The organism is Mucilaginibacter mallensis (genome assembly GCF_900105165.1).
In the GTDB taxonomy this organism is placed as follows: domain Bacteria; phylum Bacteroidota; class Bacteroidia; order Sphingobacteriales; family Sphingobacteriaceae; genus Mucilaginibacter; species Mucilaginibacter mallensis.
Genome location: NZ_LT629740.1, coordinates 4,243,494 through 4,264,795, shown reverse-complemented (window position 1 = coordinate 4,264,795; position 21,302 = coordinate 4,243,494). Strand labels below are relative to the sequence as shown.

Annotated in this window: 18 protein-coding genes; 10 read left to right on the top strand and 8 right to left on the bottom strand. The window is 37.8% G+C overall.

What is annotated here, in order from left to right; translation table 11 throughout:
* The first annotated feature begins 89 nt into the window (after positions 1 to 89).
* Positions 90 to 593, top strand: a complete 504-nt coding sequence (locus BLU33_RS17095) for a sugar-binding domain-containing protein (protein WP_232009455.1) — start codon at positions 90 to 92, stop codon at positions 591 to 593.
* Between the two features lie 174 nt (positions 594 to 767).
* On the opposite strand, the gene BLU33_RS25595 is transcribed toward BLU33_RS17095, so the two are convergent.
* Positions 768 to 896, bottom strand: a complete 129-nt coding sequence (locus BLU33_RS25595) for a hypothetical protein (RefSeq protein ID WP_262493818.1) — start codon at positions 894 to 896, stop codon at positions 768 to 770.
* 315 nt (positions 897 to 1,211) lie between these two features.
* The gene (locus BLU33_RS17090; RefSeq protein ID WP_091367515.1) at positions 1,212 to 2,210 is read right to left on the bottom strand and encodes a transposase; all 999 of its coding nucleotides are present in this window, start codon (positions 2,208 to 2,210) and stop codon (positions 1,212 to 1,214) included.
* Positions 2,211 to 2,717: 507 nt separating this feature from the next.
* Between BLU33_RS17090 and BLU33_RS17085 the strand changes: the two genes are divergently transcribed.
* Positions 2,718 to 3,014 (top strand): HU family DNA-binding protein, encoded by a 297-nt coding sequence (locus BLU33_RS17085; protein ID WP_091375714.1) that lies wholly within the window; start codon positions 2,718 to 2,720, stop codon positions 3,012 to 3,014.
* A gap of 55 nt (positions 3,015 to 3,069) precedes the next feature.
* Here the strand turns inward: BLU33_RS17085 and BLU33_RS17080 are convergent, their stop codons facing one another.
* The 4 genes from BLU33_RS17080 to BLU33_RS17065 all read right to left on the bottom strand — a co-directional run bounded on the left by BLU33_RS17080 (position 3,070) and on the right by BLU33_RS17065 (position 7,356).
* Positions 3,070 to 4,356: a tyrosine-type recombinase/integrase gene (locus BLU33_RS17080; RefSeq protein WP_091375711.1), complete on the bottom strand. Its 1,287-nt coding sequence runs from the start codon at positions 4,354 to 4,356 to the stop codon at positions 3,070 to 3,072.
* A 528-nt stretch (positions 4,357 to 4,884) separates the two neighbouring features.
* Positions 4,885 to 5,628: a hypothetical protein gene (locus tag BLU33_RS17075; protein WP_091375707.1), complete on the bottom strand. Its 744-nt coding sequence runs from the start codon at positions 5,626 to 5,628 to the stop codon at positions 4,885 to 4,887.
* Between the two features lie 2 nt (positions 5,629 to 5,630).
* A complete protein-coding gene (locus BLU33_RS17070; protein ID WP_091375704.1) occupies positions 5,631 to 6,563 on the bottom strand; it encodes a DUF2806 domain-containing protein in 933 nt (310 codons plus the stop codon).
* A 301-nt stretch (positions 6,564 to 6,864) separates the two neighbouring features.
* The gene (locus tag BLU33_RS17065) at positions 6,865 to 7,356 is read right to left on the bottom strand and encodes a hypothetical protein (RefSeq protein ID WP_157682200.1); all 492 of its coding nucleotides are present in this window, start codon (positions 7,354 to 7,356) and stop codon (positions 6,865 to 6,867) included.
* Positions 7,357 to 7,563: 207 nt separating this feature from the next.
* Between BLU33_RS17065 and BLU33_RS17060 the strand changes: the two genes are divergently transcribed.
* The 6 genes from BLU33_RS17060 (at position 7,564) to BLU33_RS17035 (ending at position 14,638) form a co-directional block, all read left to right on the top strand.
* The gene (locus tag BLU33_RS17060; RefSeq protein WP_091375698.1) at positions 7,564 to 8,673 is read left to right on the top strand and encodes a hypothetical protein; all 1,110 of its coding nucleotides are present in this window, start codon (positions 7,564 to 7,566) and stop codon (positions 8,671 to 8,673) included.
* A gap of 99 nt (positions 8,674 to 8,772) precedes the next feature.
* The gene (locus tag BLU33_RS17055; protein WP_091375695.1) at positions 8,773 to 9,123 is read left to right on the top strand and encodes a helix-turn-helix domain-containing protein; all 351 of its coding nucleotides are present in this window, start codon (positions 8,773 to 8,775) and stop codon (positions 9,121 to 9,123) included.
* Positions 9,124 to 9,471: 348 nt separating this feature from the next.
* Positions 9,472 to 9,849, top strand: a complete 378-nt coding sequence (locus tag BLU33_RS17050; RefSeq protein ID WP_091375693.1) for a MobC family plasmid mobilization relaxosome protein — start codon at positions 9,472 to 9,474, stop codon at positions 9,847 to 9,849.
* On the top strand, positions 9,839 to 10,819 hold the full coding sequence (locus tag BLU33_RS17045) for a relaxase/mobilization nuclease domain-containing protein (protein WP_091375690.1): 981 nt from the start codon (positions 9,839 to 9,841) through the stop codon (positions 10,817 to 10,819). The genes BLU33_RS17050 and BLU33_RS17045 overlap by 11 nt, the downstream gene beginning before the upstream one ends.
* A 41-nt stretch (positions 10,820 to 10,860) precedes the next feature.
* Complete coding sequence (locus tag BLU33_RS17040) at positions 10,861 to 11,463, top strand: hypothetical protein (RefSeq protein WP_091375686.1); 603 nt, start codon at positions 10,861 to 10,863, stop codon at positions 11,461 to 11,463.
* Positions 11,464 to 11,773: 310 nt separating this feature from the next.
* Positions 11,774 to 14,638 carry a TonB-dependent receptor gene (locus BLU33_RS17035; protein ID WP_091375684.1) on the top strand — a complete coding sequence of 955 codons (2,865 nt, stop codon included), beginning with the start codon at positions 11,774 to 11,776 and terminating at the stop codon, positions 14,636 to 14,638.
* Between the two features lie 207 nt (positions 14,639 to 14,845).
* On the opposite strand, the gene BLU33_RS17030 is transcribed toward BLU33_RS17035, so the two are convergent.
* Positions 14,846 to 15,706 (bottom strand): hypothetical protein, encoded by an 861-nt coding sequence (locus tag BLU33_RS17030; RefSeq protein ID WP_091375681.1) that lies wholly within the window; start codon positions 15,704 to 15,706, stop codon positions 14,846 to 14,848.
* Between the two features lie 406 nt (positions 15,707 to 16,112).
* Entirely contained in the window at positions 16,113 to 17,684 is a 1,572-nt protein-coding gene (locus BLU33_RS17020) for a vitamin K epoxide reductase family protein (protein ID WP_091375676.1), read from the bottom strand.
* A gap of 659 nt (positions 17,685 to 18,343) precedes the next feature.
* On the opposite strand from BLU33_RS17020, the gene BLU33_RS17015 reads away from it, so the two are divergent.
* Together BLU33_RS17015 and BLU33_RS17010 are read left to right on the top strand one after the other, a co-directional pair.
* Entirely contained in the window at positions 18,344 to 20,521 is a 2,178-nt protein-coding gene (locus BLU33_RS17015; RefSeq protein WP_091375673.1) for a peptidase domain-containing ABC transporter, read from the top strand.
* A gap of 19 nt (positions 20,522 to 20,540) precedes the next feature.
* Entirely contained in the window at positions 20,541 to 21,281 is a 741-nt protein-coding gene (locus BLU33_RS17010) for a biotin/lipoyl-containing protein (RefSeq protein WP_091375670.1), read from the top strand.
* Positions 21,282 to 21,302: the final 21 nt, after the last annotated feature.

Below are 21,302 nucleotides of genomic sequence, written 5' to 3'. Positions count from 1 at the left end.
TGTTTTTGGCAGGGAACATTGCCTGCTATGCTCAGAGTCCCGATAAAACCGTGCGAAAATAGCTATTTGATTATAACTGGAAATTTTATCTGGGAGATACTGCTGCTGCAAAATCAAAGGATTTTAACGATATCAGTTGGCGGAGCCTTGATTTACCGCACGATTGGAGTATTGAGGGGAAAATAAGTTCTAAAAACCCAAGCGGAGGTTCAGGAGGATACTTACCTACCGGCATCGGTTGGTACCGTAAAACTTTTAAGGTTTCGAATAATTGGAAAGGCAAAAAGGTTTCCATCTATTTTGAAGGGGTTTATATGAATTCAGAAGTTTTTATTAATGGCAAATCTCTTGGAATCTATCCTTATGTCTATTCATCATTTACTTATGATCTTTCACCCTATTTGGATTTTAATCATGAAAATGTGATAGCGGTAAGGGTAGATAATTCGCAACAATTGAATAGTCGCTGGTACAGTGGTTCCGGTATCTACCGTCATGTTTGGGTGATGGTTACCGATGCAGTGCATATAGCTAATTGGGGTGTTTCAATGAAGAGTTTAAAAAGCATTCACAAATCACATCTTATGGTGTAAAATAAAATTGACAGGGTCCTACCTTTATCCAAAATTGACAAAAGTGATAATATTTCAAATCGGGTTTATCTATCGAGTTGAAGCGGCTGCTTGCTGCAAAGTCTTAAATATACGCAATTACTATCCCCTCGCAAGGGGATTTTTAGTGTTATAAGTAATTATGGCAACTGCTTGTTATCTCATGTACTCTGTACAGCCGATCCCCTGGTTGCGGCCAGCGGCTGATTGCGCCCGCGATAGGGCGGGCAGCAATCCTCCGCCAGCCTCACCTGGTACGGCAACACGGAAATTCGCTGCGCTCATAACCGAGTCTACCCTCTCCCCTCGCTCGTGAATAAATCCCAATTACACCACAGTCGCGAAGATAGCCCACGCCGGGATAAAGTGTAAAGGCTATACGGAGCGGGCGGGAGTTGGTTCGCTTTCAGCGGCCCCGCCCGTATTCTAAGACTTTTCCAAATAATATTTCTTCATCTTAACTCGACAACAAAATTCTCATTTTGGCCGGAACCTTTCAAGGGTATATAAACAGCGCAGCCGCACAGGCCCGTCCTTCGCTGCCCTTGACAGAACCCGTCCAAAATAAGGGGAGTTGTTTAAGCGTTTAGATGATAAGCCCTAAGCTGCATATTTCATCAGATCCACATAGCACGAGCCGCGATTGACAACAGCAAACATTCTGGAAATGATCTTATTGCGTATAACATTTAGCGTACTCATCTTATTTTTCCCCTCGCTCACTCTTCTTTTATAATAGCTTTTCATCTCTGGATTATATGCGCAAGCACATATAGCCACCATGTGGATTAATTTTTTTAGCTGCTTGTTGGATAAACTACTGACTCGTGTTCTTCCTTTTATGCTGGTACCAGACTGATGCTCAAATGGAGCAGTCCCCACATAGCAGGCGAACTTCCGCCAAGTAGCAAAACGGGTAAAATTGTGCGTATAAGCAATCATATTTGCGGCCAGTACAGGTCCTACACACTTAATACTGGTCAGTAATTGATAGTTTAATTTAACTGTTTCATCACTTTCTATCACCGCCTTTATTTGTTCTTCAATCTTTTTAACTTGCACCGTTAGGTTCATTATCAGGCTTTTATAAACTTGAAATATCCCCTTGTGCTCTTTTCCTTCCAATGCCTTTTTCTGTTCTTTCCATGTGGCTTCATACCCTCCACGATCGCATACCAAGCGATTTCGTAATGTAAGCAACGACTGAAGTTTGAGAATACTTTTGGCTGGTAATAGAGTTGCCTGAATGGTTTCGCGGTGTAGCCAAGCATATTCAGCGATTCTTTGTGCATCGATCTGGTCATTCTTTCCTCTTCTGATCCCTATAGATTGTTTGATTTGAAGCGCAGGAAGCATAGCGAATGGGATTCCAATATCATTTAGATAGGTGGCAAGTTTAATTGAATACATACCGGTATGTTCGAAGCAGATGATCATCTCCGCCGGTTCCGATTGTTTACTATACTTTTTTACCCAACTTAAAAATAAAGCAAATCCTTTTTCCTCGTTACTGAATGTTTTAGAAGCACCGATTCCGTGCAGGTGGACATCAATAGTAAGCTTTGATACATCGATTCCGATAAATACTTTGTATTTCATACTAAATAAATTAATGTGATGTACTTAGACTAAAACCTTTATAAGACCTGGTGTCTAAAATTCTAACTTGTCATTGACATCGACTTGTGACTCGGAACAGGGACTAATACGGGCCATAGGTCTTTAGCCTGGGCCTTGACTTGGTTCACCCTATTCTTTGTCAGCAAGATAGTTTTAATAGTAATCACAAAGAAAATCTAAAGGACATGGAATAGGACTAATACGAAGCATAGGTCTTTAACCTGGGCCTTGACTTGGTTCACCTAAATCTTTGTCAACAAGAAACTTTCGATAATAATCACAAAGCAAATCTAAAGGGCCTTGACACTTTACCCGGCTACGCGCTTTTGGTTGCTTAAGCGGTAAAAATGGGAGGGTGTGCGTAATCACTTGTATAGCGGGGATGTTCGCTTGCATATCCCCGTCCGGCGGATCTGGTTTGGCGGTTAGGCCGATCCGGCGTATATTTGCTGTTTAAGTAATATTTAACCCTTAGCCGATACTTACATGAGGAAAGCAGACGTAATCGCTGGTATAACTGCAAAGACAGGAAAAGAGAAAGAACCTACCGAAACCATTGTTGATGCCTTATTTAAAGTGGTTCAGTCAAGTCTGGTCAATGGCGAGGATGTATTTGTCCGTGGTTTTGGTACTTTCCTGGTGAAGAAGAGAGCCGCCAAAATTGGCCGCAACATCACGAAAAATACCGCTGTAAAAATTCCCGAAACGCATATCCCCGCATTCAGGCCGGGCGATGATTTTAAAAATAAAGTAAAGATGGCGGTAAAAGAGCAAGCGGCATAAGTCTGCCTGGCAGAGTTTTACTGAAAGAAAGGCTTGCACTTTTATAAATTAAAGATCAGGCGGGTACCTCAATTTCCACCTGATCTGCTTTTTGTTTTACCGATGCAAATTCCATCAATTTGTCAGCCATCGTCTTTTTAGCCTCACTTTCAAACCCTTTCCAGTAATTCTGTGTGGTGTTCATGGTCGTATGTCCTAAAGCTTCCTGTGCAAATTCCAGCCCCATTGTCCGGGTAGCCTGTGTTGTAAATGTGTGGCGGGCCACCATAGTGCCTAACCTGAATGATAAACCTAATTGGTCGACCAGTTTTTGCATGTGCTGGTTAACAAAGCGAATGAAGTTTTGGTTAACCTTATGACGTTCTTTGGCAGACATGCCAGTCTGGAATATCGGAAACAGATAGTCATTGGGCTTGCCTTTTTTATTGGCATACTTTTGAATGAAATCTTTGACATAGCCGGTTAAAGGGACAACAATCGGCGATGGGTCTTCCTTCGTGGTGTTTTTCGTCTTATGTCTTAAAAATGAAAAATAGGTGTCGTGAATATCTTTAAATTTTAGCTCGGCAATATCTCTGAAATTCATCCCGTTGCACTGATAACTGAAAAACCAAAAATCCCTGGCCTTTTCGATAAAGCTATCGGCTGTGACATCCGTAGTATATAAAGTGTTCAGATCAGGGGTTTCTAATGCCTTTTTTACATTTTTTCCGGTAGGTATTTTATAAGTTTTAAAGGGGTAGAGTTCAGGGGCAATATCTCCGGCAGCAATGGCCTTATTAAAGATCGCCCTTAAATTTCGCATGTAAATACCCACCGTTGTTTTGGAACAGTCTTTGGCAATCATCCATTGTTCGTACTTGTTTAAAGTTTCGGCAGTTAGTAGGCTAAACGAAATGTGAGTGACCGGATTTTTCTTACCCTCACTTAAATAGGTGGTGATTGATTTAATGCTGCAATCATAACTTGAGGCGGTTCCGATCTGTTCGTTTTTCTCCAATATCTTTACAGCACTTGCGAAATGTTCAATTACATTGTTTGTGCTTGCTTTGGAGCGGAACATTTTACGCTCGAATTTTTCAAAGGTAAAATTGTCCCCCAATGCCTTAGCCAGTTCAGCGCCTTTTTGCACAATGGCATCCAGTTCTATTTTGAGGTCTTTATTTTCACCCCTTGGCTTAGAAGCCAGGTAGGATTGCTCAAAGGTGAACTGGCTCAATTTATAATCGGTGCCATACCAACGCTCCATTTTTGCGGTGAAGTAAACGTGTAACTTTAAAGGGAAAGTACCATTCTTTAGTGCTCGCCTTGTGTCCAGGTATAAAGAAACTTCAGCTTTCATGATAAAAACGATTAAAATGAATAAATTTGCAGAACTACATAAAAGTAAAAATAGCATAAATTGTATTAATATACTGATATTTAGCATCTTGCATAAGTCAAATATAAGAAAAATACCCGAATTATTTGCAGAAAATTTGCAGAAAAATGGACGTTAAATCGCATAAAATCACAATATTTCAATTATTAGATATATCATAAATAGCTGATAATCAATAAATAGCAAACAATATCAAAATATCAATAAGTGTCGATAATTGACTGTTAATCAGAGGGTCGCTGGTTCGAGCCCAGCCTCAGGAGCCTTAAAATCAATGATTTAGCCCGCACTTCGGCAAGTGCGGGCTTTTTTGTGCACAGAATTTGCACAAAATCGCACCACTTATATGTAGTGATATGCCAATCCTAAGTAGTAAATTCTGCACATTTTACCAGCAATTCAGTAAATTTAGGGGTGTAAATAATCCATCAAGACTCATCAACATCTTAATTTGACACGCTCAAGACCTTCAAAGGTGTAAGATAGGATTCAATTTAGTTTCATCAATTGAGTTAGTTGTTCCCAAATGCTTATAAGAGCTGCGGTTAAATTATTTTCGATTCCAATAATGTTTGGGTGATTATCTTTTATAAATAGCTGCCCTTCAACCTCTCGACTTTTGGAATAATGGAGGATAGGAATTAGATTTAGAATATTGGGATTAGAATTATAGATATGCATAATCTTATATGCATTAACGAAATTCAAAGATCGTTCGTAGGGGGTTTCAATATCTTTAATTTGCGCTTTTGTATCATATGTCAGAAGCTGGTCAATTGTGGTGTCGAGTGAGGTTAGATAGTCATTTAAGGTCCTTGCGTAATACTGAATGTAGTGTATAGCATATGATTCTGAGCCCTCCACTGAAGCTTTTATTTGCCATTGAAAAAATAGCCTTTGTAAAATGATTAAGGACATGCATTCACAAAAAGATTCAATCAACCAGTTTGTTACTCTTGGATCGATAAAAACATGGCATAACTCGTGTGCAAATTGATAAGCAATTTGGTCATATAACAATTCTTTAGGCGTAATTCCTATTAAATATTTATCAGGTAGCAGATGTGCATAAGTTATGGGGCTGACTTTAGAAGAGATAACTATTATTTCTTTCTCACCTAAGAATGGCCCTGACGGTATTAGTGATTTAAATATTTCAACAATTTCGTTTAACAATAGATCTATTTTGTTGTTCTTTTCTGAATCGTCAAAGATCGTAGCTGTAGCACGCATATTTATATTGGATAAATAAATGCATCCTTAACCTTATTTTGTAAAGCAGTTAGATATGCTTGATTGGGTGAGAGGTCTAATAAATTACGTAGTTCTCTGCCGGATTTGGTAAATTGAATCAAATTAAGCTGAAGTCCAGAAATATCTAATCTCGCATTGTGTCCGGCAAAGTTTATTTCCTCAAATTCAGGCTGTTCACTTGCAGAGTAGTTTAACATAAGCGTTTCAGCTGATCTGATCAAACCAGCCCCGTCTAATTCGAATAGATCGTCGTAAGATACATCATAGTCGAACAGTGGACCTATTTTTTGAAATGCAAAAATGTTAGGATGGATAACAAAACAACGCTCCCCATCATCAATCGATATGTTGCATAAGCGTTTAAAGGCATCACCGATATTGGATGTTAATACCGTTAATAATTGAAGTGTGTTAGGGCTAATACTCGTTGGTTTAACTATTTCCATTGTAAGAATCTTAGCTAAAATTTCTTGTACATCTTCTTTAGTTTTTGTCTCAGCTAGATTCCAAAACATAGTAAGCCAGTCTACGTCAATCTCTTTTGATCTCTCACTGTCTGATATATTTATCGCACTGAGGTTATTGAAGACTTTATTCGCAATAGATTCTCTATTGTTTTGAGCTCCAATGATTTTGTCTCCAAAATAGCTTAAAGCTCTATTCGCTAACGATGAATCAGTCACAAATAACTTTGAAGCTTCCTTGGATGCTTGTTCAATTAAAGCTATACGTGCCTTGCTCGTTGCTTGTAATTCATTGGCAACAGAGTCAAAATAAGCCACGGGAATACCCGACGCCGACGTGATAATTTTACCTATACCCTTTGCAAATGCTGTTATGGCATTAGTTTTTATAATTTCCGGTATGGGCAATGATTTTAATATCTCAAATATTCCTTTTTTATCAGATTCCATTTTATTTAACGACTATTTATAATTGCAATCATTTATCGCTGACTTTCGGCGGGGGCGGAGGTGGATTTTCCATTTTGGGCACGGATCCTCTGACTTTTTCTATTGGAATGCTCCAATCTATCTTTGGTTGCTGTTGTGTTTTTGGCTGTTGCTTGCTCATCTATTTAACTGTTGATTAGTTGACTATTTAACTTTTTTGTTTTGGTTCTTTGGCGGAGGTGGAGGATTTTCAATTTTAGGCACAGAAAATGTTTTAGTTTTAATTGAACTCATTTTAGGCTTTTGTTCTTTACTCATCTTTTTAATTATTATGATATTGGCTTATATACGCATCTATATGTTTCTTTGCTCTCTTTTTTAGATAATCCCTTTCTTTGACGTTGAGTTTGGTGTCAAGCTTTTCAATTTTAACATACTCTTTACGAAGTTTGTAGAACGACTCTGAAGCTGCTTCTTCGGTTATTCGTCCCGCCCTATAATCTACCCATAACTTTTCAACCTTATTAAAATGACTGAAGAACAGCCCCTTCAAGTTTGCAATATGTGCTATTTCAATATCTGAAAGAATGATTTGTTTCTGTACTAAATTGAATAGTTGAATAATAGTGATAACAATACAAGAAACAATCGGAGCATCCTTCCAAAACGCCCAACCCATTATTCCACTTGAGGAAAACAGTAAGGTCGCGATTTTTACCCATTTTTTAATTGATTTTTGAGACTCTAAATAAACATTCAGATAACAATCACCGAATTTAGTATGCAGCAATTCGTACCAGATCTTTTCTTCCAATTTAGTTGTTTTGATTGCTAATATAAATAGTATTAAATATTGTTTCACCTGATGTGGAAAGATATATATTATTCCACCAGAACAATAAACACATTTCTGTGCACCAATTGCCACTACGATTTTCTATAAATTTTGGAGTGCAAATTCCGATTCTTATTTATGTTTAAAGTCAATTTATTAAATTTGCTTATTTAATTATGCCCGCCTATGCAGCATTTGAAAGAGTTTTTAATCCGCATCCAGACATTCGACCTGCGTGTGATCGAGGACGATATCCACATGGAATGGGGAACGAATGAAAAGAGCCATGTTAAGGTTTACGACCTGAGCCATCAGACCCAATACTATGATTCCTTTTCTTACCGGAGTGAATTACGGGTATTGAAAGATATGGCTTTTATCGACCTGGTGACATTGGACAAAGAGCGCATCAGGCTGCAACTGGCCGAGCTTGCCAAAGTCCGCGACCGGTTTAAGGACTTTTGGAGGAATTACCACGAGCACCATTCCGAAATGACGAAGGTTTATAACCGCTCTTTTATTTTTTCCGTCAATCTAGAATATTTGTTTATCGTCAACGGACTAAAACCTGCCAACGCAGAGATCGAGGTAAGCGGCAAATTCGGCGAGGATTTGGGCGAATCGGTCAAGCTTCGGGAAAAATTCTTAATGGAACTGATCAACGCTACCGAAACCGCCATTAAACCAAAAAGGTCTGAAGCTGAATTTAAAGAATGGCTGGATGCCGAAAGAAAGAAACGGGAAGTGGAAAAAGCAAAGTCTGAAACTTCTAACGGTACTTCAACAATTCCTAATTCCGAAAAACCCGGTTTACCGGAAATATCGGTAGTACCGAAAATAAGTGACGAGGCTGAGGTAAGTGAAGAACAGCTGACCGCTGCTAAAATAGTGGGATATTATCCGACCTTCAGGGAGGGAGCAGCCGGGCAGCTATTTGACTTATTAAAATCCTATTTTGTTCCTGAAGATTATCCGGCACTGGAGCAACTGTTATTATATGACGAAGCCCCGGTAAAGCCCTTGTTGTTCCGTGGTTCCGCTACCCAACTGGCCGATGCCTTTAAACAACTCAAAGAAGCCAATCTGATTGTAGGCTGCCGGATGATCGACCTCGAAAGATGGATAGCCCCGAAATTCCTATACCTTTCCCCTCAATCCGAACCCAGGGAATTACCGGAGGGCTATTTACATAGCCTAATCTCCGAAAAGACCCGCCCCTGCAAATCCCCCATCCTCAAAATTGAACGAAAAGAAGACAAATTTTTCATCGTTCCCGCATCACGTAACAAAAAATAACAAAAAAATAAGGGGGTAGGTGCAGGGTTACTGCTTACCCTCTTGTAACCCTGCAAAACAAGCCCCTACCATTGCGGCATTAAACAAAATTAATGCGCAATGAAAGATACACTCACCTTTGACCAGTTACCCGAGGCGGTAACTAAGATTCAAGAAAAGCTGGACATCATAGAACAGCTTTTACTTCAGCAACAAGAACAGTCGCCGGAGCAAGACGAAATTATGCCCGTTGCCAAGGCTGCAATATTTTTAGATCTTGCTGTTCCAACTGTTTACAGCAAAGTATGCCGTAAAGAACTCCCTGTTAATAAGCGCGGGAAGCGCCTTTATTTCTATCGTTCGGAATTAATGGAATGGATTAAGTCTGGCCGGAAGAAAACGGCGGATGAGATCAGGGAAGATGCGTTACAGCATCTGACAACCAATGGTAAAAAAGCGAAGGTATTTTAAGGCCAATGGAGCGCATTAAAACCGCTTGGTTCATCAATGGCAAGGCCATTGAATTGACACCCTTAAAGGCTATCATAAGCCCTTCAAAAAGTCAATTGCTTTTTGAACGCAGTCCTGCACAGCCGCTCTGATGGCGGCGTATCGATAAGGATAACAAACCAAAGGTTTGAACTCACGTATGGCGAAGCCATATATACAGATAGCTGTATATATCACAGCATATTTTACGACTTGTAAGGAGCGAGTTAATGTTTTTGCTATACAAAAACCCGGATACACCCTAAAGGGATGATCCGGAACTCGCTCCCGTTGGTCTGTTTTTTTTAAGAATAAGGAAGGAATAAGCACATGGCAGCAACATCTGAAAAAAACAATTTACCGAAGCGGCGAACACCGGGACGGCCAAAGAAAACAATCAGTCGGAGCGATCTTTTGATGATACGATTAACGCCTACTGAAAAGATGTTGATTGAAGGCAGGGCGAAAAATGCCGGACTGAAACCGAGTGAATGGTTCCGTAGGGCTGCTAAAAGCGCCAAGGTTTTTCCGCGTTTTACTCCGGAAGAAAGCGGCTGGTTCAGGATGCTGGCAGGGCTGGCTAATAACCTTAATCAGCTCACGCATCTGGCACACGTAGCAGGACTATTCTCCCTGGCTCTAAAATGCCAAGCTATGCTGAGGCAGATCGAAGAAATATTAACCAAAATCAGTAGCCATGATGGGTAAGCCAATTACGGGAAGAAGCTTCGGTGGCTGTATCCGCTACGTGGTGGATAAGCAGCAAGCTAAGATATTGGCAGCAGAGGGTGTGCGGATGCAGAACGCCGGTACCTTGGCGCACGACTTTAATTTGCAACGGAAAATGAGGCCGGAACTGGGGAAAGCAGTCGGTCACCTGGTGCTGAGTTGGAGTAAGGAAGATTTAGACAAACTGAGTGATGAGATCATGGTAGAACGGGCCAAGGAGTACCTAGAAAAAGTAGGTATCCGTGATACGCAATTTGTAGTGGTACGGCACAGCGACCGGGATCACCCCCATTTGCACCTGATCTATAACCGCGTTGACAATAATGGTAAGACAATTAGCGATAAAAACAACTTCGCTAAAAATGTGAAAGCCTGTAAGGAAATCACCTTGAAGTATGGCTACCATTTGGGCGAAGGCAAGGAACAGGTAAACCGCCAAGCCTTGAAAGGCAAAGAGAAGATCAGGTATGAACTTTATGATGCAATTAAGGCCGCAATGAAAACGGCAACCACCTGGAAAGAATTGGAAGCGGCACTGGCAAAACAGGACATTAACATCGCTTATAAATTCCGTAGTGGTACCAGCGAGGTACAAGGAGTTTCTTTTGAAAAGGGAGACATCAAAATAAAAGGTTCTGCCATAGACCGAAGTTTGAGCTATGTCCAGATAGATGCGACTTTAAACCGCAATCAGCAGGTACAACAATACCATGCAGCAAGACAAGCCAATGAGTCATCACTGGCCAGCCAGTTACGGGAGGCCATCCGGCAAAGTGTACATTCAGAGTACCGCCATAGTCCCGATGGTGGTAAAGGCTTGCTGCAAATTCTATTAGAGCCGCAATTTGTCGCAGCCGCCCCAGACCCAATGGGCGATGCAGATATAGCCCGGCGAAAAAGGAAAAAACATGAAGCCGAGCAGTCCCACTCGCAGGGGGTAAGCAGGTAGGAATCAATTTAACTATTGAATGAAATTTAAAATGAAGAATTATGCAAAATGAAGAATTAGAGGAAAAAGTAACGATGCTGGAAGAATTGATACAGGGTTTCGTTAACCGGATGGCCGTTGTAGAAACTGAAATGCCGGAGTTCTTGAAAACTTTTTTACAGCAATACAAAGAAACATTAGACCAGATAGCCTCACGCATTGAAACGGCTAATAAACGGTATGACGATGCGAAGATCCAGCAGCAGATCGACGAGGTAAAACGACTGGTAACAACCGTGCCCAAAGTAATAGGGGTAAAAACCAGTCATCATTTCGGGGCCTGGTCAAAAAGCCTGATTATCGGTTTAGTATTATGCTTTGTGGTTACATCCTTATCCGTTGGTACGGCTTTATACTTAAATCACCAAAATGACAGGCTAAACGATGACGCCTATAATTTCTGGCTGGTTAAAGCGCTGTATCCTGAAGTATCTAAAACCATTGAAAAAAAGTTAGCGGACGACCCGAAGAGCTTAAACCAGCAGGCAGAAAAAGAAATGGAAAAGCAGGACGCGATTATGGCAGCTCAAGCCCAGGCAGAGCAAGCGGATAAAGAGCAGAAAGCTGCAAAGGAAAATTTAGAGAAGGCTAAGTCGGCTAAGTAAGTTTCGGTTAGCAAATGCATAAATCTTAATCTTGGTCAAGTCTTTCTAACAGATTTAATTTCATACTTAGTATGGGGTAACCAACGATTCAAATATTCATGCACAGGTCGAATTTAATTTTTTTAGAATTATACTTTAGAATTAACCGAATTTTAACCATAATTGAATAATGACAGCCAAATCATAAAATGGTAGATTTCAGAGAGTCCATCAAAATAATGGGCATATCAAATCTACTTGAAATTTAAGTTAACAATAGTCGACAGAGCAATTGCAACGTCAAACGATACCAATAGGTAATTTTTATAATATGAAACTAATACTTGCAATTATGATTATGTTTATGTCCATATGCAAGCTATCCGCTCAAAGCCAACAAAGTCCAAGCCGAAATAAATTGCCGTCTGAACCAATACCTTTAATCTCGCATCAAGTAAGCGGTATTGTTAAAGACGAGAATAGTCAACCATTACCCGGCGCCAAGGTAATTCTTAAATCAAGGAAAGACACGCTAATAACTACCACTAATAATGATGGCATTTTTGTTTTTAACTATGTAAAGATTGCAACATTTAATATCACCGTTTCCTTTATAGGTTTACAAACATTTATACAGAAATATTTTTTTAATGAGGAAAAAAGTAACTCTGTGTTGGACCCAATTATTCTTGAAGCCCAGCCCCACGAACTAAAACAGGTAACTATAAATGGGACACCAAGTATCTTATATAAAAAAGATACAGTTGAGTATCGCGCCAAAGATTATAAAGTACCTAAGGATGCCACCTTGGATGAGTTATTGAAGAAAATGGAGGGCATGGATGTTGGTATGGATGGGAAATTAATATATCAGGGCCAGCAAGTAACTGGTGTAAAGTTAAATGGAAAAGAATTTGCAGGAGGCAACGTTGCACAAGCAATACAAAATTTACCTGCAGATATTGTTGAGAAAGTGCAAATTGTTGATGATTATGGTGACCAAGCTGCCCGTACAGGCATTAAAGAAGGTGACCCCAAAAAAATATTGAATGTGGCCACCTATTCTGACAAATCATTGGGTACGATTGTTAAAGCGAGTGGACAGGTGGGAAATGATGACAGGTATGACGGGCAAATCTCATTGCAACATATAAATGCAGATAAAGTACTAAGTATAATAGGTGACTTTAAGAATACTGTGAATGGTGTCGCTTCAGTGCCAAATCAGATTGGCGCAACAACCGCTAATGATGAAATTTCAACTAGCGCCAACGGCAGCCCTGGATATACCAAATTAGGAGGACCAATATTTAGTTACGCAGATCAATTAGGAAAGAACGTTCAAATTGTAAGCAGTTACAGCTATGACTTCACAAATAATACAGCTTTAAATAATGATTATGGGCAAAATTACACGAGTCTTGGCCCTAGTAATTTTGATGAACATAATACATCACTAGTTAACAGTAAAAACCAAAAAGCTGCTGTTCAGGTTCAATTTAACATAGATAGTGCTAATTTTTTAGAGTTAAATTCAACGTTTGGTTATTCTAATATTGCCATTAATAATACTGGAACACAAGATTACTTAAATGACTATACGACAGGTTTTGAACACAATACAGATATTGGAACAAGTTCGGATCTGAGCACAAAGAGCAACTATAGTATTACTGGGTTGTATATTCATATATTTAAAAAACCAAGAAGGAATTTATCTTTACAATTAAGTGCTTCCGATCAAAATTCAACTGTAAAAGGAGCAACTGACAAAGACTACCGTTTTTACTCGGATAGTACATCGGATATTTTGCTAAAAGATTCAGCTGTAAATTTATTGACGAAGCAAAAAAACAGAAATTTTGTACTTCAAACCACAGCAACATATGTCGAGCCTATAGGTATCGTTTCGCAGTTAGAATTTAGAGGTGATTTGAGACAGTCTTATAACAAATCCGCATTTGTTCAAGATACAGTATTGTCTAATGGGTACCTCAAAGAACTAACCAATTTAGATAATTTTTATAATTATAATACAACACAATTACATTTGACAATGAATTACCGATATAATGGCAAGAAGCTTGATTTAACAATCGGAACAGCTGCTGTTACTTATTCGATAGGAGGCACCAAAATTGACGATAACACAGAATTGAACATAAGCACCTCACGTTCCAGCTTTAGAATTATACCGTCATTTCGTTTCCAATATGCTCTATCACCAACAGAAAGATTTCAATTAAGCTATTCAGGTGGTTATATCGAGCCTAATTTTCTTTATCTTCAGCCATTTACAGACAAATCTGACCCCCGAAATATAGTAATCGGCAACCCCAACCTTAGACCTTCTTTTAACAATTCTGTTAATGCATACTACAACAAATATATACCAGACTCTAAAATTAACATATCCTTGAATTTGAATGCAACGAATGTTGATGATCAAATATCTACTAACATATTACAAAAGCGTATTCCACTTGTTCTTAATAATTCCGATACAAGTAAAAATACCTATCAAAGTATTAATGAAATTCATTATGTAAATCTTAACGGAACAAAATCGGTGACTGGCAGATATGATATTTCTAAACAACTTGAAGATTACAAATACAGCGTAGAATTAAATGGTAATGTTACCTATAATATAACAAGCGCTATGAGCAACGATCTGTTATATCACACGACAGGATGGTCTTTTAATGAACGCCTTGGATCAAAAATAAATCCGAATGAAAATGTTCAAATAAACCCCTATGTTAATTTTGATCTAAGCAAGACATTCACGTCGCTTTACGATCTAAGCCCGACTACATATAGCAGAACTTCATTTGTTATTGACGCTAGAGTTTATTTTTTAAGCACCTTTCAATTCAACTGTAATATTTCCAAAAACTACATTAGTGGAATAGCAGGTTATAACACTAACCCGTTAGTAATTAATGCTGGATTACAAAGCAAATTTTTGGCAAAAAAGAACTTAACTTTAACATTTAGTGTCTTTGACCTATTGCATCAAAATGATTTTGTCCAGCAAATTGTGACTCCGCAACAGGTAATCAATACCACATCGAACTCTCTAAGTAGATATTTTCTTTTTGGATTGATTCTGAACTTACAAAAATGGGGTGGCACACCAACACGAAATGGCAAAGAAATGCATAGGAGAGGTGATGGTAGCTTTATCCATTAATCGAATTTGGCGAATTAAGTATTCAACGGATCATTATTAAGATTTCAAATGTCTGTATATTGAACCCGTGTTGCTATAAATCCATTGGATTGTATTCTTATTCTTGCATAAGCCGTATATTTAGCAAACCATTTTACCACAGATAAAAACCACGGTCTGCTTTTTTATCTGCCAGCACACCGTCAGGTTAAAGAATAAATGGAGATACTATTTGTTTGAATTGTCTTTTACCAATGTATATTCAGCCCAAAGACTTGAAGGATAATTTTTATAAAAGGACTCAGGATTTATTGCCTTGCTTCCATCAAAATTTGGTGATAATTCAGTCGTAGGTACGTCATTCGGATCTTCCGTATTATATATTTTTCTTGTGGAAGTGCGCTTTCCAAATGTTGGACCATTTAATCGGATGCTATAACTAAATGGTACAAGATTATCGATTGTAAGCCCCAGATATTTTAATGGTATTGCTAATTCATAGCAATATAACATTTGCTTACTAAATTGTGCAGCAGCTTTAATTCCATAAGTATTGTAAACAGAAACCAGCGTGTCAATATCCTTTATTCCAATAATTTTTATTTCTTTAAATGAATTATTTACCAATAGATTAACAGCATTGTACAAAGAGTCCATCTTTTTTTTGGAATCATTTGATTTTTCATCGGCGATATCAAAATATCCATATTGCTTAGCATTTATACCGGAAGCCGTTGCTTTGTCAATCACAGGGAAAGTGATAGAAACGTTTGTTGCAGCTTTCTCTCTAATCTTTTTATCTACTGATTGGCTGATAATTAACGTTATACCTCCATGTGCAATTTTAGCATTGCACCATACACCAGAAGATTGTATGGCAAGATAAAGATTGTCGTCGTCGTTACTAATTGTGTAACGTATTCTATTTGAACTATTATTCGCCTGAAGACTTCCCCACTCCTGTAAAAGGCCGTCGACTTTTACAGTACTTGGGACACGGGCACTTTTCTGCTGCACATTTTGCGCATCTACCGCGACCGGTAAAATAAAAAACAATAAATAGATAAAATTTACATTAATGACTGTCATATGAACGTTTTGTGTATCTAAATAAAGACTATTAAACAAATCAACAACTTAGGGTCACAGGAAATCCTATGACCCCGCTAATTTCAACATTCACAAGGAGCCGGTGCAGAGCACGAGTCACAGCACCAACATTTACCCTCCTTGGCTGCGTCGCTTTTCGCTTTAGCCATGGAATATCCGCAATCCCAGTCGGTACCGCCACAACTATGCACACAACAACAACCAGCGCAATCGCTATAACCACCATAAATTTTCTTCATTTGGTCCCTAGTCAGCGTTTCCTTAACGCCATCAAGTTTTAGTTTTAGTTTTTTCATTTTCTCGCGTTTTTTGCCTCTATTAATTGGGTTGCAGCTTTCCCTATCCTGTTTTACCGAAGGCAGGCATCTTCATATTGTTAAATACTCTAAATAAGATATTTTATATCTTCGGGTTGATAATTTGCAGGAAGCTTACGCCCATTAATAAATATTGTCGGAGTCGCTGCAACTTCTGCTATGCTACACCATTCACTTTGTTTTTGTAGCGCTTCTGAATAAGAGGCAAGGTTTTTGACTGGGTGTCGTTTAGTCCAGCTTTCGTAATTTTTGTTTTCATACCAATCATCAAGTGCAAATTTTAACGACAAATCATTTTGCTCCGACTGTAGTGACATCAAACGGGTGACAACCCCCACCTTTTTGTCATCATCATCTTTATTGACCACAAAAACAACTTGCAGTTTGACATCATTCCGGCTATGAATCCATTCCATTGCGGTGTGCGCTTTTGAACAAGGCTGACAATACGGATTTGAAACCATCGTGATTGTATGCTCTGCTTGTCGATTACCAATAATCAGCGAATACTCCTCTTTGGGCAAACTATACTTAGCTCCACTATGGAGCATCTTGTTGAACAGATCGCTGCTATATTTAAAATTTCGCAGCTGTAGTATCAATGGCTGAACTTGCCCAGATAATACTATGTACGGTTTGACAAATATCCATAATATGATAGGAATCATCATTGTAATTATCAAATTAGCCCACTCTGCTAAACTAGGCAACTTTATAGTATTCATTAAAAAAGGAAGAAAGCCGCCAAATTCGAGCCATAATAAACCTTGTACAACACAGCAAAATTTACACCATTGCTTAGCAATCCGCCACTGGTAATAAATCGAATAAAATGTATAAGGCAGACACATTAAATTTAAGATGGCCAAAACTCTCATCACGCTGTTATCACCAATAAAAAATAATGCCAGCCAGGTGCCTGAAAAATAAAAGAATCCTAGTTCCGACCAATTTAGCTGATCGGTTATTTTAGCAGACTTTGATGATAATATGGCATTACAATTTTCATTATCATCACCACCACAGAGTTTTTGTATTAGTGGATTGGTAGCATCCACACTTTGGATAAGTAATAATATTGTAGTAGTTAAACCAAGCAATTTAATAGCATTCAAAAAAATCACATCTCCATTAAAATCATATCTATCGGATTTGTGAAGAATGAAAAAAAACGTAAAGATTATGCAGCTAGTTATAACAAATGGAATTCGGAGTTTTGCCGCTATCTCTTTCTGCCGGTTTGCTACGTAATTTCTCTCTCCGGAATCGTGATCTTTCTCAGCAACCAATATAGTTCCTGCATATTTTCTCTTAAATTCGTCAATAGGTAAAACGTATCTGCTCCAGGTTTCGTCAGATACAATCGCTTTTTTGCTATCTAAGCTATGCACCAATGCAAACTGCTTTTCAGATAAATATGCGATGAAAGGGTCGGTGATATCTGCATCACTTAACTCGTCAAAACTTAGTGCGTAGGCTACATTAGGGACATTCCAGTTGTTTAATACATCACTAATTCCCAATAGACTGTTAAATTCAGGGTGTTTTTGCAGTTCATCTTCTACGCTTTGACTAGTTACGGGAATGTGCAACTCCTTAATAAGTAAATGCAAAACACTTATGATATTATCTTTTTTCATTAGGCTAAGGTTACAAAAGCATTATCGCTTAGGACAGAAATGCTTATAAGGTAAATATACTAGATAACCCTATGAAAAACCAAATAAAGTAGCTAAAAATGATCTGGCATAAAATTAAGTCCGTTAATAATGTTATAAATTCGTTTGTTATATATTCCAATTGTAGTCTGATTTCTTTTTTACAGATATTGATAATCTAAATATCGAAAGTATAAGGCTGTATTGCGTAGGGCTTGAAGAAAATAAAAGGACACAACTTTAATAATGTACATGTATAATCGTGCAAAATATATTTTGACTGGTATATATGCCCGATATTGGTAAGGACGGCTAAACCGTGCAGCTATTTGGAAGTTAGATTTGAGCTTCCAGTGGCTTTCCTCTAATGAAAGAATAAAGACAAGAACATAATGACACAACTTTTTTATATCTTAGCTAATGGAGATTACGGATATTCCTTATGCTTTAAGCAAAACTCCTGAACCTTTAATTGTAATTTTTTTTGAATTTTTAGGGCCTTATTACTTGAAAAAAAAGATTTAGGACATCTATAAATAAATACATATGAGATATAAGAGTTCAATTTTTTTAATTAAATCTTCAGATGGATTCTCAAAAAAACAATACCTAATGATATAGGATGTTAATTATATAAAGCATTGAAATTTCCATACTATAAACAACAAGATAAAATGGATTGCGGCCCAACTTGCCTTCGTATGATGGCTAAGTATTGCGGGCGGAATTATTCCATACAAAAATTAAGAACTATTTGCAAGATTACACGGAATGGGGTTAATTTATTAGGCTTGAGTGAAGCTGCGGAACAAATTGGCTTCAGAACAATTGGCGTAAAGCTTACTATTGATCAGTTAAAGGAAGTGCAATTACCCTGTATTCTTCATTGGCGGCAGAACCATTTCGTTATTCTTTACAAAGTGAAAAAAGACAGGTTTTATATTGCTGATCCCGCAGATGGTCTGATCACTTTATCTTATCAGCAATTTAGAAAAAATTGGTTTAGCCATAAAGAGCTCCATGATGGGATATCTTTATTATTAGGTACAACTCCAGAGTTTTTTGAAAAAGATCAAGAAAAAAGGGTTAAATCAAATTGGTGGTCCGTCCTCCGCTATTTCTATGTTTATAAAAAATTATTTATTCAATTATTAATTGGCCTGACGGTAGGTTCGCTGCTTTCATTGATAACTCCATTTCTTACCCAATCGTTAGTGGACATTGGTATCAATACTCGTAATCTTAATTTCGTCTACCTCATTTTAATTGCGCAGGTCATGCTTTTTTTTGGCAGTACCAGTGTTAATTTTATAAGATCATGGATACTGCTTCATGTTAGTTCACGAATTAATATTTCGATTCTCACTGATTTTTTAATGAAGCTCATGAAACTTCCGCTTAGTTATTTTGAAACTAAAACAACTGGAGATATTATGCAGCGAATGAGCGATCAACAGAAGATAGAAAGTTTTTTAACAGGAACTGCATTAAATGCAGTTTTTTCCGTCTTTAACCTAGTTATATTCATCGTTATACTGGCATATTACAATTTGGTTATTTTTAGCGTTTCAATAATAAGCACGGTTTTATATACTGGATGGATAGTGATTTTTCTCAAGCGGAGACGTAACCTCAATTATAAGCAATTTGATTATTTTTCAGCTAATCAGAGTACAATTATTGAATTAGTTAGCGGCATACAAGAAATTAAATTAAACAACTGTGAGCAGCAAAAACGCTGGGGGTGGGAACACGTACAAGCCAGCTTGTTTAAATTTAAAGTAAAGAGTCTTGCTCTTGATCAATTCCAACAAGCAGGTTCAATGTTTATTAACCAGGGCAAAAATATATTAATAACCTTTCTAAGTGTAAAAGCTGTTATTGACGGACAAATCACATTAGGTGGTATGATGGCAATTCAATATATTGTTGGCCAGGTAAACAGTCCTGTAGAGCAAATGCTCGGTCTTATACAAGGTTATCAAGATGCAAAAATTAGTTTGGAACGATTAAATGAAATCCACGACATTGAAGATGAGGAATCGCCGGATAGAAATTGGGTAAGCGTGATGCCAGCCAATAAAAGCATCAATATACACAGGCTTACCTTTCGCTATCCAGGCGCCGGCAATGATCCTGTTTTAGAAAATATCAACTTACATATTCCTGAAGGAAAAACGACAGCAATTGTTGGTATGAGCGGTAGTGGTAAAACTACCGTTCTTAAAATGCTTTTAAGGTTTTTTGAACCTGAAATAGGTGAAATTAGAGTAGGCGAAACCAGATTAAACCAGCTTAGTTTTAAATTCTGGCGAAGTCAATGTGGAACTGTGTTGCAGGACGGATTTATTTTTGCAGATAGTATTGCCGCCAACATAGCCGTGGGTGATGAGTTTCCCGAGAAAGAGAAATTAGAACAAGCAATAAAGATTGCTAACATCGGAGATTTTATTGAAGAATTGCCTTTTGGATTACAAACCAAAATCGGTACGGCGGGTAGTGGAATTAGCCAAGGGCAAAAGCAACGATTGTTAATTGCTAGGGCTGTTTATAAAAATCCCCATTATCTTTTTTTTGATGAAGCAACGAATGCTTTGGATGCGAATAATGAACGAATAATAATGGATAATCTAAAAGAATTCTGTAGAGGAAGAACGGTTGTAGTTGTTGCGCATCGGCTGAGTACTGTAAGTAATGCCGATAATATTATCGTTTTAGATAAAGGCAAAATCATTGAAGAGGGCTCTCATAATGAACTTACCAATTTAAGAGGAGAATATTTTAAATTGGTGAAAAATCAATTAGAACTCGGTGTATAATTTACTTCTGTGAATAATTATGGATATTGTAGATCAGGAAAACAAGCAAAAACATATCGAAGAAATACAAGAAATTATCAGTGCTCCCCCTTCGTGGTTATTGCGTTGGGGGATTACTTTATTTTTTGCTGTATTGGTATTAATTTTAGCGGTATCAGAAATAATACAATATCCCGACGTTGTCCAAACCACATTAAAAATCCGCTCACTTACTTTACCTCATACAATCGTAGCAGTAAAGTATGGGAAATTGGCCAAACTGTTAGTAGATAATAATCAAGAGGTTAAAAAAGGACAAATACTTGCTGTTATTAAAAGCGATACCGGGATGATTAACGTTGTGGCATCACAAACCGGACATTTAACCTACGCGGGAATAATTCATAAAAATCAGGAGCTTGTACTTAATAAGGTTTTGTTTTTTATATATGAGGGTGGGCAAGACTTTTTTGGTGAAATGTTGGTGCCAAAAGCTAGCTTGAACGAAGTCAAAGAACAACAGGAGGTAATGATAAAATTGAGAAGTTATCCTTATCAAGAATATGGCATATTCCATGGCAAAATAAAATACATTACTAATAGTGCGGACAATGAAGATGAATATATTGCAGAGGTAGATTTTAATCCAAACAATTTAACAGACACGCGCAAATTATTAATACTAAGGGATGGTATGATGGGTGATGCTGGCATTATAACACAAAATCAAACTGTACTAAAAAGATTGATGAATAACATCTTCGAAAATATTAATCACTAACGAAAACAGCTATATCTTATA